This is a genomic window from Massilia sp. YIM B02443 (assembly GCF_030411955.1).
Lineage (GTDB): Bacteria > Pseudomonadota > Gammaproteobacteria > Burkholderiales > Burkholderiaceae_D > Telluria.
In genome coordinates, this window is the sequence record NZ_JASNRA010000015.1 from 121,780 (window position 1) to 136,208 (window position 14,429).

The following is a 14,429-nucleotide window of genomic DNA, read 5'->3' on the forward strand; positions in this document are numbered from 1 at the left end:
AAACGGCCACCGGATCGCTCCGGTGGCCGTTTTCATTCACCCTTGACGACGCTTACTGCGCGCCGCCGACGGTCTTGCCGGCATCGCCCATGTGCAGCTCGCGCGACAGGAAGCCCCATTTATCGGCGACTTCCTCGATCTGCTTGCTGGTCGGTTTGCCCGCGCCATGGCCGGCCTTGGTCTCGATGCGGATCAGGATCGGCGCGCTGCCGGCCTGCGCGGCCTGGGCCGCGGCGGCGTACTTGAAGCTGTGCGCCGGGACCACGCGGTCGTCGTGGTCGGCCGTGGTCACCATCGTGGCCGGGTAGCAGGTGCCGGCTTTCAGGTTGTGCAGCGGCGAGTACTTGACCAGGGCCTTGAACTCGTCCGGATTCTCCGACGAGCCGTAGTCCGAGGTCCAGGCCCAGCCGATGGTGAACTTGTGGAAGCGCAGCATGTCCATCACGCCCACCGCCGGCAGCGCCGCAGCGAACAGATCGGGACGTTGGGTCATCGCCGCGCCGACCAGCAGGCCGCCGTTGCTGCCGCCGCCGATCGCCAGCTTTTGCGGCGAGGTGACCTTGTTCGCCACCAGCCATTCGGCGGCGCCGATGAAGTCGTCGAACACGTTCTGCTTTTGCAGCTTGGTGCCGGCCTGGTGCCAGGCTTCGCCGTATTCGCCGCCGCCGCGCAGGTTGGCCACGACATAGACGCCGCCCATTTCCATCCACGCCAGGTTGGCCGGCGAGAAGCCCGGGGTCAGCGAGATGTTGAAGCCGCCGTAGCCGTACAGGTAGGTCGGGTTCGAGCCGTCCATCTTGAGGCCCTTCTTCGACACGATGAACATCGGCACCTTGGTGCCGTCGCGGCTGGTGTAGAACTGCTGGCGGGTCTCGTAGTCGGCCGGATTGAAGGCGACCTTCGGCTGGCGGAACACGGTGCTCTGGCCGGTCTTGAGGTTCAGGCGGTAGATCGTGGTCGGGGTGGTATAGCTGGTGAACGAGTAGAAGGTCTCGCTGTCGCCGCGCTCGCCCTGCAGGCCGCCGACGGTCCCGATGCCCGGCAGCGCGATCTCGCGCACCGGTTTGCCGTCCAGCGAGACCACGCGTACGACGCTCCTGGCGTCCTTCAGGTAGCCGACCACCAGCTGGTTGTTGATGATGTCGGCGCCGGTCATGGTGTCCGGGCTCTCGGCGACGATCTCTTTCCAGTTGCTCTCTTGCGGCCTGGTGATGTCGATCGCGATGATGCGCTTCTTCGGCGCGTTGCGGTCGGTGCTGAAGTAGAACACGCTGCCGACGTTGTCGATGAAGTCGTAGCCGCCGTCGAAGTTGTCGATCAGGTCGACCACCTTCGCATCAGGCTTGCTCAGATCCTTGTACGAGACGCGGTTCTTGGGCGCAGTGCCCTTGGTGGTGGTGATCAGGAGGTAGCGGCCGTCTTCGCTGGACTGGCTGCGGAAGCCCCACTCCTTCTGGTCGGCGCGGTCGTATACCAAGGTGTCGGCGCTTTGCGGGGTGCCGATGCGGTGGAAGTACAGCTTCTGGAAGTAATTCACATCGGCCAGCTTGGTCGCTTCCTTCGGCTCGTCGTAGCGGCTGTAGAAGAAGCCCTTGCCGTCCTTGGTCCAGGCGGTTTCGCTGAACTTGACCCACTTGACGTGGTCAGCCAGGTCCTTGCCGGATTCGATGTCGCGCACCCGGATCTCGTTCCAGTCCGAGCCCGAGGCGGCGGTGCTGTAGGCCAGCAGCTTGCCGTCCGGGCTGACTTCGATGCCGGCCAGGGCCACGGTGCCGTCGCTGGAGAGCTTGTTCGGGTCGAGCAGCACGCGCGGGGTGTCGCCCAGGTTCTTCAGGGTGTACAGCACCGACTGGTTCTGCAGGCCGTCGTTGCGGGTGTAGAAGTAGCGGCCGCCTTCCTTGCCCGGCACGCTGTAGCGCTCGTAGTTCCAGAGCTGGGTCAGGCGCTGGCGGATCGCTGCGCGCTGCGGGATCTGCGCCAGGTAGTCCTGGGTGACCTTGTTCTGGGCGTCGACCCACTCCTTGGTCTCGGCGCTGTTCGCGTCTTCCAGCCAGCGGTAAGGATCGGCCACGGTGGTGCCGTGGTAGTTGTCGGTCTGGCCGACTTTCTTCGAAACCGGATAGGTCAGCGAAGGGCCGGACGGCGAGCAGCTTTGTGCCAGCGCCGGGGCGGCGCCGAAAGCCGCGGCCAGCATGGCGACGAGCGTAGCGTGTCTCAATTGCATATTGTTCTCAGGTCGAGGAGTATGATCAAAGTGGCATGTGCCGCTGGGCATCATAACGCGAAACCGCCGGGTTGGATACCGTTGCGCGCTGCCGCTTTCCTGACCCCGCCTGTGCTGCGCCGGGGAAGTGCAAACAGCCTGCGAGCCCCGTGTTGACAGGCTCCATGCAAGTGCAGCGCCGGCATGTATCGGTGCATGGCTGGGCCTGGCGCTGTGCGTCGACCCTGCTGTCCTTCGCGCTGTTGCGCTCCCGCAGGCGCGTGCCGTTGCTCTCCTTGCGCTGCGCTGTTCCCTCCTCAGGCCCGTACGCGCCGCAATAGGCAGCGCGGCCCCGTCATGCCGACCAGCCAGCGCGCCATCAGCGACGTGGAGTTTCGGCGCCCCGCATTTGCCGGTACGGCGATGTAATCGTTTGCAGCCGCGCCCGTCGTAAAGCCCTTGCGCAGCGGTGCGATGGCGCGCCCCGGCGCCGGCCGCGACGGCGGCGCCGAGGCGATTGCGCCGGTGGCTGCAGGATCGTGGACGACGGCTGGCGCCGACGTCTCCGGCCGCGCGGCGCGTAGCTCGAGCGGCATTTGCGCCGCCAGTGGCTTCCGATCCAGTGCCGCGCCAACGGCAGGCTGCCCCGGCACAGTCGGACCATGTGCACACAGCCAGGTCTCCCTGGTCACGCCGGCGCGCGCCGCCAGCCAGCCCCACATGCCGGCGCGCACCGGGTCGCGCGCCACGCCGCGGCCCACCGCATGCATGGCCCCGAAGTTGTACTGGGCCAGCGCATTGCCCTGGCGCGCCGCCAGTTCGATCCAGTGCGCGGCCAGCACGTCGTCGCGCTCGACGCCCTCGCCACGCGCGTACATCGCGCCCAGGTTGTTCTGGGCGCCGGCGTGCCCCTGCTGGGCGGCGCGCCGGTACCAGCCGACCGCCCGCGCCGGGTCGCGCGCCACACCGACGCCCTGCGCCAGCATCACCCCGAGCGCGAACTGGGCGCGCACCACGCCCTGCTCGGCCGCGCGCGAATAGAAGTCGAAGGCGCGCGGCAGGTCGCGCCGCACGCCGCGGCCGGCGGCCAGCATGCGCGCCAGCCGGTATTGGGCTTCGCGTTCGCCCTGGCGCGCGGCGCGCTCGAACCAGTGCAGCGCGTATGCCAGGTCGACCTCGACGCCGCGTCCATCGGCATAGGCCGCGCCCAGCCGGCACTGGGCCACGGCGTCGCCGGCCGCGGCCGCGTGGCGCAGCCAGTACAGCGCCTGCGGCAGGCTGGCGGCGACGCCGTGGCCGCGCTGGTACATGTGCGCCAGCTGCACCTGGGCCGGCACGTGGCCCTGCAGCGCGGCCTTGCGGAACCACGCCATCGCCAGCGGATGGCTGACGTTGACGCCGTGGCCGTGCAGGTAGCAGTCGCCGAGTTGGGCCTGGGCGCGCGCCATGCCCTGCTCGGCCGCACGGTAGAACCAGCCGATGGCCGCCTTGTGCGACTGCGCCACGCCGCGCCCTTTCCGGTACAGCAGCGCCAGGTTGTGCTGGGCCGAGCGGTCGCCCTGCTGCGCCGCGCGCCGGAACCAGCGCGCCGCCTGGACGTCGTCGGGCGGCACGCCGCGGCCGCTGTAGTACATGGCGCCGAGATGGTTCTGGGCATAGGCCAGGCCGCTGGCGGCGGCGCGCGCCAGCCACAGCGCGGCGCGCGCATCGTCGCGCTCGACGATGGCGCCGCGCAGGTAGAGCTGGGCCAGGTTGAACTGGGCGTAGGGATCGCCGCGCTGGGCCGCGCGGAAATACCACTGGTAGGTATCGTCGCCCTCGCGGGCGGCATTTTCACGGCTCATCCATGTCCTCTCGGCGGTCGCAGGCACATCGCCGGACCTGCGGCGGACGAAGCAAAAACGCTGCGCGCGCGGCACGGCCCGGCCCGAAAAACGCAGGCCGCGCAAGCAGCCTTCCCGTTGCTAAAATTTTAAGTAGAGCGGGGGTATCGGGGTTTGCGACCGCACAATCGGACGGCCAGCACGACCTGCTGCACGGGCATTGACGCCGCGTGACGGATAGGGCTGAAAGAACTGCTCCGGCGCGCCGGGATGGGCGCCGCGGCGATGCTTGAAAGAAGTATCAGGCTGCCAAGGCCAGAGCTTCGCGGCGGGCGCGCTCGGTAGCGGCGTACTTGTCGAGGAAGACCGGGATCTTGGCGGCGGCGACCTTGTTGATCGACACCAGCAGGCCCAGCTCGACCCGCTCCAGTCCACACGCCTGGCCGAGGTGGCGCGCGGCGTGCAGCAGTACGTCGGCGGCGACCTGGGCGTCGGCCTCGGCCCGGTGGGCGGTGCCGCGGAACGCGATGCCGAGCTGGCGCGACAACTGGCCCAGCTTGTAACTGGCCAGGCCCGGGAACAGGCGCCGCGACAGCTTCAGCGAACACACCAGGCCGGCGTGCCCCGTCGTGCGGCCCAGGCGCGCGCCTTCGGCCTTCAGGAACTTCTCGTCGAAGCTGGCGTTGTGCGCCGACAGCATGTCGCCGCCGATGAAGTCGAGCAGCTCGGGCACTACCTGGCGTGCCGGCGGCGCGCCGTCGACCATCTCCTGCGTGATGCCGGTCAGTTGCGTAATGAACGACGGCACCCGCACGCCGCAGTTGACCAGGGAAACGTAACGCTCGGTGACTTCGCCGCCGACGATGCGCAGCGCCGCCACTTCGGTGATGCGGTCGCCCATGTCGGGCGACAGGCCGGTGGTCTCGAAGTCGAGCATCACCATCGGCCGATCATAAACACTCATTGCTGTCCTTGTTCGTTGCTACTGCGTTGCTGCTGCGTTGCGACTGTAACGACGTAGCCTAGCCGAACTTGCGCCGCGCATCCAGCGCCAGGCCGGCGCCGATGCTGCCGAACAGGTCGCCCTCGACCTTGCGCGCGCCCGGCACCAGGGCGCCGATGCGCTCGCGCAGCAAACCGACGCCGCTCGAGCCACCGGTGAAGAATACCGTATCCACCGCCTCCGGGGCCACCCCGGCGTCGCTGAACAAGCGGTTCACCGTGGCGCCGACCTGGTCGACCAGCTGCGCGATCGCGTCTTCGAAGCAGGCGCGCGTCACGTCCAGCGTTTCCGGCGGCGACAGGCGCTCCAGCTCGAGGCGCACCGACTGCTCGGCCGAGAGGCCGATCTTGGCGCCCTCGACCTGGATCGCCAGCCAGTGGCCGGAGCGGTCCTCGATCAGGTTCTGCAGGCGCGCGATCTTGGCCGGCTCGGCGGCGTCGCGCGCCAGGTCGGCCAGCTGGGTCACGCTCTTGCGCGTGTACGCCTGGTTGATGGTGTGCCAGGTGGCCAGGTTGTAATAATAGCTGGACGGGATGGCGGCGCCGGAACGCAGGCTGCTGCCCAGGCCAAGCAGCGGCATCACGGTGGCCAGACTGAGGTATTTATCGAAGTCGGTGCCGCCGATGTGCACGCCGCCGTTGGCCAGGATGTCGTCGCGCCGGTCGAGGCGTTCGGCGCGCTCGGGTCCCAGGCGCACCAGCGAAAAATCGGAAGTACCGCCGCCGATGTCGGCGATCAGGACCAGTTCTTCGCGGTCGATCTGCGCTTCGTAGTCGAATGCGGCGGCGATCGGCTCGTACTGGAAGCCGACCTCGCGAAAGCCGACCGACTGCGCCACCTCGAGCAGCGTGTCCTCGGCCAGCCGGTCGGCCTTGGCGTCGTCGTCGATGAAGAACACCGGACGGCCGAACACGGCGCTGTCGAAGCTACGTCCGGCCTGCTGCTCGGCGCGACGCTTGACCTCGCCGATGAACTGGGCCAGCAGCGCGCGGAACGGCAGCGAGCGGCCGGCGACCTCGGTCTGGCCGTCGATCAGGCTGGTGCCGAGCAGACTTTTCAGCGAGCGCATCAGGCGGCCTTCGTAGCCTTCCAGGTATTCGGCCAGGGCCGCGCGGCCGTAGCTGACGCGCTCGTCGTCGGCGTTGAAGAACACCACCGACGGCAGGGTGTGCTTGCCGTCTTCGAGCGCCAGCAGCGAACCGGCGGCGGAATGGGATGCGCCGGGGCGTAGCCAGCCGACGGTGGAGTTGGACGTGCCGAAGTCAACGCCGCAAGCGTTCGCCATAGGAACCTTTTTTTGGAGAGGGGCGGTATGGTAACAGATTCCCCGGCAACTGTATCCCCCCTGCCCGGCCCGCCAAGCATGCGCGGCAAGTGCGCAACGCCCCCTGTAGCGCTATAGTGAAGTGTGCAGTGGGCGAAGCAACGATCATCTATGACCACGGAGACGGCAATGGACGGCGGGCAGCGCGAATGGCTCATGCGGCGCAATTGTTCGCTCACGCCGCGCCAGGCGCTGCAGGTCTACCTGCTGCTGTCCGGCGCCACCCTCGGCATCGCCGCCGTGTTCACCTGGCGCGGCGCCTGGATGGTGCTGGCCTTCGCCCTGGTCGAGACGGCGGCGGTCGGCGCTGCCCTGCTGCACTACGCACGCCACGCGCTCGACCGCGAGCGCATCGTGCTGGGCGGCGGCTGGCTGCTGGTCGAACGCGACGACGGCAACCGGCGCACTGTGCTGCGCCTGGAAGCGCATGCGGTACGGGTCAGCCTGGCCGACGAGCGCATGCGCACCCTGATCCGGCTCGAGACACGCGCCTGCGCGGTCGAAGTCGGACGTTACCTGACGCCGCCGGCGCGGCGCCTGATGGCGGCCGAACTGCGGCGCGCCCTGTCCGCCGGAACGCGACGCTGGCGCGCTGCCGGCAAGACTCGGTAGCAATCGAGCGACTCTCAACAATCCTGTAAGCAAGCTCTTACACCAGCACGGCAGTGCGCCCGATATGGATGACGACGCAACTTTTGCATAATTGCCACTTGTCGCGTGACGCGTGTCGGCTTGCCTTCCCGGCAAGCACGTGTAGAGCGAAACCATAACAATAAAGCACAAAGATTGGATTGGACGAGATGAGCAATACCCCTCAAGCCGGCGCCGTCGTGGTGCACGGCGGCGCCGGCGCATCGCGCGAGCACGAAGACGGCTGCGTGCTGGCCGCCCGGCGCGCCCTGGCGCAGCTGGAAGGCAGCGCGGACGCCCTCGACGCGGCCATCGCCGCCGTCACCGCCCTCGAAGACGATGGCCGTTTCAATGCCGGCAGCGGCTCGGTGCTGGGCCTGGACGGCGCCACCATCGAAATGGACGCCTCGATCATGGACACCCGCGGCCGGCTCGGCGCGATCGCCGCCGTGCAGGGCGTGAAAAACCCGGTGCAGCTGGCGCGCGCGGTGGCCGACACCCCGCACTGGCTGCTGGCCGGGGAAGGTGCGCAGCGCTTCGCGCGCGCCATCGGCCTGCCGGAAAACGCGCCGGTGTCCGAGCGTCAGCGCGCCGCCCACCGCAAGATCGTGGCCCAGCTGGCCGGCTCGGTGCCGGCCATGCCGGGCGTGAACAATCAGCTGTTCGAGCGCTTCTGGAACTACAACACCCCGCTGCACCTGCCCGCAGGCTCGGGCTGCGACACGGTCGGCGCGGTGGTGCGCGGCGCCGACGGCCACTTCGCCGTGGCCTGCTCCACCGGCGGCTCGGCGCCCAAGCTGCTGGGCCGCGTGGGCGACACCCCGATCATCGGCAGCGGCTTCTTCGCCGGCCCTGAAGGCGCAGTCGCCGCCACCGGCATCGGCGAACACATCGTGCGCCACCTGCTGGCGCGCACCGTGTACGGCTGGATCGCCGACGGCATGCCGCTGGCGCAAGCGTTGCAGCGCGGCGTCGACCTGTTCGATCCGTCGATCGTGGTCGGCCTGATCGCGGTCAGCCGCAATGATGCCGGTGCCTGCAGCAATTCCGACATGCCCTACACCAGAATGGTACAGCGATGAACGACATGACAATCAACGAATCGGCCCGCGCCACCGGACAGGAACAGCATGGCCGCAACGGCCACCTGGTGATCATCGGCGGCCACGAAGACCGCGAACACGGCAAGGAGATCCTTACCCGCTTCGTCGAACTGGCCGGCGGCGCCGACGCCAACATCGTCGTGATCACCGCCGCCAGCCAGGTCGCCGAGGAGATGTGGAAGACCTACGACGACGCCTTCGGCGCCCTGGGCGTGCGCCAGCGCAGCCACCTGGAACTGAACAGCCGCCAGGACGCCAACAGCGACGACGCCGTGCGTGCGATGGCGCAGGCGACCGGCATCTTCATGACCGGCGGCGACCAGAAGCGACTGCTGGCCCTGATCGGCGGCACCGCGCTGGACGCCGAGATGCACGCCGCGCTCAAGATCCGCGGCGCCACCATCGGCGGCACCAGCGCCGGCGCCTCGGCCATGTCGGGCCACATGCTGGCCCAGGGCCGCACCGACCTGCTGCCCGAGAAGGGCGCGGTCAGCCTGGGCGCGGGCCTGGGCTTCCTGCATCGCGTGGTGGTCGACCAGCACTTCTCGGAGCGCCAGCGCCTGTCGCGCCTGCTCTCGATCGTGGCCGCCAACCCGTATTTGCAGGGCATCGGCATCGATGAAGACACCGCCCTCGTGATCGAGCGCGGGGTCGGCATCGAGGTGCTGGGCGAAGGCGCCGTCACGGTGGTCGATGGCCGCAACATGATCACCAACCTGGCCGAAATCAAGGACCGCGCCACGCCGGAACTGATCGACGTGCGCCTGCACCTGCTGCCGGCCGGGACCAGGTACAGCCTCTCCGGCGCCGACGCCACGCCGGGCCAGCGCCTGCCCGCGCCCCTGCTCGACTTCCTGGAAAACGTCACCAAACGGACTACGATGTCATGAGAATCAAGGAAAGACGCCTGCTGCGCGGCCCCAACCTGTACGCCGCCACGCCCTGCCTGATGGCGGTCGTCGACAACCGCGCCGCCAAGGGCCGCGGCTTCGGCGCGCGCCTGCTGCAACTGCTGCCTTCGCTGCCGGCCGAAGCCGCCGTGCGCCTGGCCGACGACGTGCTGCTGGTCGACGCGCTCGAACCGGTCATGATGGAACTGCAGCGTCTGGCCGGCGCGCCGGGAGAACACAGCGCCACCTTCGACGTCCTGGGCCAGCCGGAACGGCGCCGCGTGGTGTGCGGCTACGCCATCGAACAGGTGGCCACGCAAGCGCTGGACACCGCGATCGCGCTGCTCGACGCGCTGGCGCAGGACCGCGCCTATGACCTGGAGGCCGCGCTGGCGGCCCTGCGCGAGACCGCCGGGGACTACGCGATCGGCACCAGCACCGGCGCCGTCGTGAATGCGGCGCGCCGGCGCGGCATCCCGGCCCTGCGCCTGACCGACGAGGCGAATCTGTTCCAGCTGGGCTGGGGCAGCCGCCAGAAAAGGCTGCAAGCCACCATCACCGGCGCCACCAACTCGATCGCGGTCGGCATCGCCAGCGACAAGCAGCTGACCAAGGCCCTGCTGGAGCAAGCCGGGGTGCCGGTGCCCGGCGGCGACGTCGTCACCACGGTCGAAGCGGCGCAGCGCGTGGCGCGCCGCATCGGCCGGCCGGCGGCGGTCAAGCCGCTCGACGCCAACCAGGGCAAGGGCGTGACGGTCGACTGCCGCACGCCGGACGACGTCGAACGCGCCTTCGCGTTCGCGCGCCGCCATGGCCGCCGCGTGATCGTCGAGGAGTACCTGCGCGGACGCGACTACCGCGTGCTGGTCACAGGCGGCAAGATCGCCGCCGCTTCGTGGCGCCGGCCGCCGAACGTCACCGGCGACGGCGTGTCCAGCATCCGCCGGCTGGTCGCGATCGAGAACCGCAACCCGGCGCGCGGCGACGGCCACACCAACATCCTCACGAAAATCCCGCTCGATGCGCTGGCCGAGGAAACCCTGGCCAAGCAGGGCTACGACCTGGACACGGTCTTGAGCAGCGGCGTGAGCGCCGACCTGCGCGGCAACGCCAACCTGTCCACCGGCGGCACCGCCGAAGACGTGACCGACTTGCTGCCGGAAGAAACGCGCGACATCTGCATCCGCGCCGCGCGCACCATCGGCCTGGACGTGGCCGGCATCGACGTGATCTGCGAAGACATCGCCCAGCCGCTGCGCGCCCAGCGCGGCGGCATCATCGAGGTCAACGCCGCGCCCGGCATCCGCATGCACCAGTACCCGAGCCGCGGCACCCCGCGCGACGCCGGCGACGCCATCGTCGAGGCGCTGTTCGGCGCCTGCAACGGCCGCATCCCGACCGTCGCCGTTACCGGCACCAACGGCAAGACCACCACCAGCCTGCTGATCGAGCACACCGTGCGCATGGCCGGACTGCGCACCGGCGTCACCACCACCAGCGGCGTCTACCTGAACGGCCAGCTGGCCTGGGAAGGCGACTGCACCGGCTACCACTCGGCCAAAAGCGTGCTGGCCTCGCCCGAAGTCGACTTCGCGGTGCTGGAAACGGCGCGCGGCGGCATCCTCAAGCGCGGCCTGGCCTACGACAAATGCGACGTGGCGGTGGTGCTGAACGTCTCGGCCGACCACCTGGGCCTGGACGGCGTCGACACCATCGAGCAGCTGGCCAGGGTCAAGGCAGTGGTGGCGCAGCGCGCGACCCGCGCGGTGGTGCTCAACGCCGAGGACAACCATTGCGTCGGGATGGCCGACATGATCGACCCAGGCGTCGAGGTGATCTATTTCGCGCTGGACGCCGAAGACCCGGTGCTGCTGCGCCACCTCGAGCATGGCGGACGCGCGGTCTACCTGCAGGATGCGACCGTGGTACTGGCCAACGGCCTGCGCCACGAAGCCCTGCTCGACGTGCGCGAGATGCCGGTTTCGCTCGGTGGACGCGCGCGCTACAACATCGCCAATGCGATGGCGGCGGCGGCGGCGCTGATGGCGACCGGCTTCGGCAACGCCGAGATCGCGGACGGCCTGCGCGGTTTCGTCTCCGACAGCAAGCACAATCCGCTGCGCTCGAACCTGTTCGACGTCGACGGCGTGACGGTGGTGGTCGACTACGCCCACAACTGCGCCGCCTACGCCGCGCTGGCCGAGATGGCGCGCGCCATGACGCCGGGCCGCCTGGTCGGCGTGGTGGCGGCGCCGGGCGACCGCCGCGACGCCGACCTGATCGACATCGGCCGCACCTGCGCCGCCGGCTTCGACGAGCTGGTGGTGTACGAGACCGAGAACCGCGGGCGGCTCGAGGGCGAGACCGCCACGCTGCTGGCGCGCGGGGCCAGGCTGGGCAAGATCGGCAGCGAGCAGCTGCAGGTGGAGCTGGACGTGCACCGCGCGATCCGGCTTGGCCTGTCGATGTGCAGGCCGGGCGACGTGATGGTGTTCGGGTGCGGGTCGTCGATTTCGGAGCTGACCGAGGCGCTCAGGCCGACCAGGCCGGATCTGGCGAGAAGGATCGAGGCGGCGGCGATCTGACCACTGCTTGACTCGACACGAATGGCCCCTTCGAGGGGCCATTTTTATTGCTGCTCTCAAAACCTGCAAGCGTCACCCGGTCAGGTGCGTCCACGACCAACGAAAAGGGCGGCCCAAAGGCCGCCCATTCATCCGATGATCCCGCTTCGCCGGCTTACACCGTCTGCGCCGCAATCAAATCCGCACTCTCCGGATCGGTCACGCGGATGGCATCCACGAACACCTGCAGCGACGACCCGCACGCGAACACCAGCACGTCTCCCGGCTGGCACAGCGACAGTCCGAGGCGAATCGCTTTATCGACTTCGATCTCGCGATGCAGCGTATCGCTCATCCCGACCGCCTCCTCGGCGCCGCCGATGATCAGGTCCACGGCCTCGCCCACTTCGCGCCCGCGGCTTTGCGACTCGTACACCACCAGCTCGTCGAAGCGCTCGCCGCACACGCGCCCGATTTCTTCCAGGTCGCTGTCGCGGCGGTCGCCCGGCGCGGTGACGATGCCGACCAGCTGGCCCGGCAGCATGCCGCGCGCCATGTCGGCCATCGCGGCGTAGGCCGCCGGGTTGTGGGCGTAGTCGACGATCACGGTCACGCCGCGCACGTCGAACATATTGGTGCGCAGCGGATTGGTGCGGCCGTTCGACACGAAGGTCGACAGGCCGGCCGCGATCTGCAGGTGCGAGTAGCCGGCCGCCATCAGGCCCGCCGCCGCGGCCAGCGCGTTGGCGATGTTGAAGCGCGCCAGGCCGCCGAACGACACCGGCATGCTCTCGACCTTGATCACCGCCTGCTGGCTGTGGCCGTCGGCCAGCACCAGCGCGCCGTCCTGCAGGTAGGCGCCGCGGCCGCCGTCTTCCAGGTGCTTGAGGATGATCGGGTTCTCGGCCTCCATCGAGAAGAACAGCACTTCGGCGCCCGGCTTGACGCGGCGCGCCATCTGCACGCACAGCGCGTCTTCGGCGTTCAGCACCACCGCCTTGGCGGCCGATTGCGCCACCACCGCCTTCACCTGCGCCAGGTCTTCGATGGTCTCGACGCCGTCCAGGCCCAGGTGGTCGCCGGCGACGTTCAGCACGATCGCCACGTCGCAGCGATCGAACGCCAGGCCGCGCTTCAGGATGCCGCCGCGCGCCGTCTCCAGCACCGCGACCTCGACTTCGGGCGCGCCCAGCACGGTGCGCGCCGACCAGTAGCCGGTGCAGTCGCCCTTGACGATCTGCTTGCCGTCGATGAACACGCCCTCGGTGGTGGTCACGCCGGTCACCTGCCCTGCCATGCGCACGGTATGCGCGACCAGCAGCGTGGTGGTGGTCTTGCCGTTGGTGCCGGTCAGCGCGATCACCGGGATGCGCCCGTTCGACCTGCCCATCAGGCCGTCGACGATGGCTTCGCCGGCGTCGCGCGGCTCGCCGGCGCTCGGGTACTGGTGCATGCGGATGCCCGGCGCGGCGTTGACTTCGATGACGGCGCCGCGCTGGGCCGCCAGCGGCTGCGAGATGTCCTGGCACACGATGTCGATGCCGGCGACGTCGAGGCCGATCTTGGCGGCGGCGCGCACGCACAGCAGGCGGGTGGAGTCGGGAAGAAAGTCGGTCACGTCTTCGGCGGTGCCGCCGGTGGAGAGATTCGCGTTGCCGCGCAGTTCGGCCGTGACGCCGACGGGCAGCACGCTGTCGAATTCGAAACCCTGGCGCGCCAGCATGTCGGACGCATGTTCGTCGAGCGCGATGCGGGTCAGGATGGTGGCGTGGCCGGCGCCGCGCGCCGGGTTGGCGTTCTCGATCTCGACCAGTTCGCGTACCGTCTTGATGCCGTCGCCGACGACGTGCGCCGGACGGCGGCACGAGGCGGCAGCCACCTGCCCACCGGCCACCAGCACGCGGTAGTCGCGGCCCGTGACGTGGCGTTCGACGATGATGCGGCGGCCAAACTGGCGCGCGAACTCGAAGGCGCGCGCCACGTCGTCCGGGGTCTTGCAGTCGACCGTCACGCCCTTGCCCTGGTTGCCGTCGAGCGGCTTCAGGGTCACCGGCGCGTTCAGGCGGCGCGCCGCGCGCTGCGCGGCCTCGATGGTGGTGACCACCTCGCCCTCGGGCACCGGCACCCCGGCTTCTTTCAGCAGGGCCTTGGTCAGCTGCTTGTCGCTGGCGATCTTCACCGCGATGAAACTGGTGTCGCCGGTGGTGGTGGCTTGCAGGCGCTTCTGCTTGACGCCCCAGCCGAGCAGGAACAGGTTGGCGTCTTCGGTGATGCGCTGCACCGGAATGCCGCGCTCCTGCGCCGCGGTGAGGACGGCGGCGGTGCTGGTGCCGATGGCGTAGCGCCCGGCCAGCGCGCGTAGCTCCTCCAGGCGCGGTTCGATGTCGAAGGCTTCGCCGTGCGCCAGCGCCTCGACGATCTCGGTGGCCAGCTCGAACGCGGGCTGGGCCAGTTTTTCGGACTGGTAGGCGCACACGATGCGGAACTGGCCTGGATGGCCGGTGACGGGCCGGGTGCGGCCGTAGCTGGCCGGCGCGCCGGCCAGGGTTTGCAGTTCGAGCGTGACGTGTTCGATCACGCGGCCCAGGTAGGTGCCTTCGTGCAGGCGCTGGGCGAAGCCGCCACCGAGGCCGGTGGCGGCGCCCGGCAGGCGTTCGCCGCGCAGCGACGGCAGCAGGTTCAGCAGCGCCTCATTGAAGCCCGGCAGGTCGCGCGTGGAGCGGCCGTACAGGTCCTGCAGGTCGACGATCGACAGCAGGCAGGGCGAGTCGGCGTGGATGTTCGGTCCGCGCAGGAAGCGTTGTTCGAGGATTTGCACGTGTGATTCCCTTGTAATAATCGTTCTTGAATGCGACGGCGGGACCGCGCTCTCCACGCGATCCCGCCGCC

The 14,429-nt window shown here is 69.2% G+C and carries 9 protein-coding genes; 4 read left to right on the forward strand and 5 right to left on the reverse strand.

Features of this window, described 5'->3' with window-relative positions; genetic code table 11:
- Positions 1 to 52 precede the first annotated feature (52 nt).
- From QPK27_RS16415 to QPK27_RS16430, 4 genes are all read right to left on the reverse strand, one after another.
- A complete protein-coding gene (locus QPK27_RS16415; protein WP_290419323.1) occupies positions 53 to 2,224 on the reverse strand; it encodes a prolyl oligopeptidase family protein in 2,172 nt (723 codons plus the stop codon).
- A gap of 296 nt (positions 2,225 to 2,520) precedes the next feature.
- Positions 2,521 to 4,047, reverse strand: a complete 1,527-nt coding sequence (locus QPK27_RS16420; protein WP_290419324.1) for a tetratricopeptide repeat protein — start codon at positions 4,045 to 4,047, stop codon at positions 2,521 to 2,523.
- Between the two features lie 280 nt (positions 4,048 to 4,327).
- Positions 4,328 to 4,990 carry a PolC-type DNA polymerase III gene (locus tag QPK27_RS16425; protein ID WP_290419325.1) on the reverse strand — a complete coding sequence of 221 codons (663 nt, stop codon included), beginning with the start codon at positions 4,988 to 4,990 and terminating at the stop codon, positions 4,328 to 4,330.
- Between the two features lie 58 nt (positions 4,991 to 5,048).
- Positions 5,049 to 6,314, reverse strand: a complete 1,266-nt coding sequence (locus QPK27_RS16430) for an Hsp70 family protein (RefSeq protein ID WP_290419326.1) — start codon at positions 6,312 to 6,314, stop codon at positions 5,049 to 5,051.
- A gap of 150 nt (positions 6,315 to 6,464) precedes the next feature.
- Between QPK27_RS16430 and QPK27_RS16435 the strand changes: the two genes are divergently transcribed.
- The 4 genes from QPK27_RS16435 to cphA (QPK27_RS16450) all read left to right on the forward strand — a co-directional run bounded on the left by QPK27_RS16435 (position 6,465) and on the right by cphA (QPK27_RS16450) (position 11,561).
- Complete coding sequence (locus tag QPK27_RS16435; protein ID WP_290419327.1) at positions 6,465 to 6,965, forward strand: DUF2244 domain-containing protein; 501 nt, start codon at positions 6,465 to 6,467, stop codon at positions 6,963 to 6,965.
- Positions 6,966 to 7,153: 188 nt separating this feature from the next.
- The gene (locus QPK27_RS16440; RefSeq protein WP_290419328.1) at positions 7,154 to 8,065 is read left to right on the forward strand and encodes an isoaspartyl peptidase/L-asparaginase; all 912 of its coding nucleotides are present in this window, start codon (positions 7,154 to 7,156) and stop codon (positions 8,063 to 8,065) included.
- On the forward strand, positions 8,062 to 8,976 hold the full coding sequence (locus QPK27_RS16445) for a cyanophycinase (protein ID WP_290419329.1): 915 nt from the start codon (positions 8,062 to 8,064) through the stop codon (positions 8,974 to 8,976). Before QPK27_RS16440 ends, QPK27_RS16445 begins: the two co-directional genes overlap by 4 nt.
- Positions 8,973 to 11,561, forward strand: a complete 2,589-nt coding sequence (cphA, locus tag QPK27_RS16450; RefSeq protein WP_290419330.1) for a cyanophycin synthetase — start codon at positions 8,973 to 8,975, stop codon at positions 11,559 to 11,561. The genes QPK27_RS16445 and cphA (QPK27_RS16450) overlap by 4 nt, the downstream gene beginning before the upstream one ends.
- A 154-nt stretch (positions 11,562 to 11,715) precedes the next feature.
- Here the strand turns inward: cphA (QPK27_RS16450) and cphA (QPK27_RS16455) are convergent, their stop codons facing one another.
- Positions 11,716 to 14,358, reverse strand: a complete 2,643-nt coding sequence (gene cphA, locus QPK27_RS16455) for a cyanophycin synthetase (RefSeq protein ID WP_290419331.1) — start codon at positions 14,356 to 14,358, stop codon at positions 11,716 to 11,718.
- Between the last annotated feature and the right edge of the window lie 71 nt (positions 14,359 to 14,429).

Coding starts and splice junctions, on each gene's coding strand:
- QPK27_RS16415 (WP_290419323.1), bottom strand. CDS start 2,224: ATGCAATTGAGACACGCTACGCTCGTCGCCATGCTGGCCGCGGCTTTC.
- QPK27_RS16420 (WP_290419324.1), bottom strand. CDS start 4,047: ATGAGCCGTGAAAATGCCGCCCGCGAGGGCGACGATACCTACCAGTGG.
- QPK27_RS16425 (WP_290419325.1), bottom strand. CDS start 4,990: ATGAGTGTTTATGATCGGCCGATGGTGATGCTCGACTTCGAGACCACC.
- QPK27_RS16430 (WP_290419326.1), bottom strand. CDS start 6,314: ATGGCGAACGCTTGCGGCGTTGACTTCGGCACGTCCAACTCCACCGTC.
- QPK27_RS16435 (WP_290419327.1), top strand. CDS start 6,465: ATGACCACGGAGACGGCAATGGACGGCGGGCAGCGCGAATGGCTCATG.
- QPK27_RS16440 (WP_290419328.1), top strand. CDS start 7,154: ATGAGCAATACCCCTCAAGCCGGCGCCGTCGTGGTGCACGGCGGCGCC.
- QPK27_RS16445 (WP_290419329.1), top strand. CDS start 8,062: ATGAACGACATGACAATCAACGAATCGGCCCGCGCCACCGGACAGGAA.
- cphA (WP_290419330.1), top strand. CDS start 8,973: ATGAGAATCAAGGAAAGACGCCTGCTGCGCGGCCCCAACCTGTACGCC.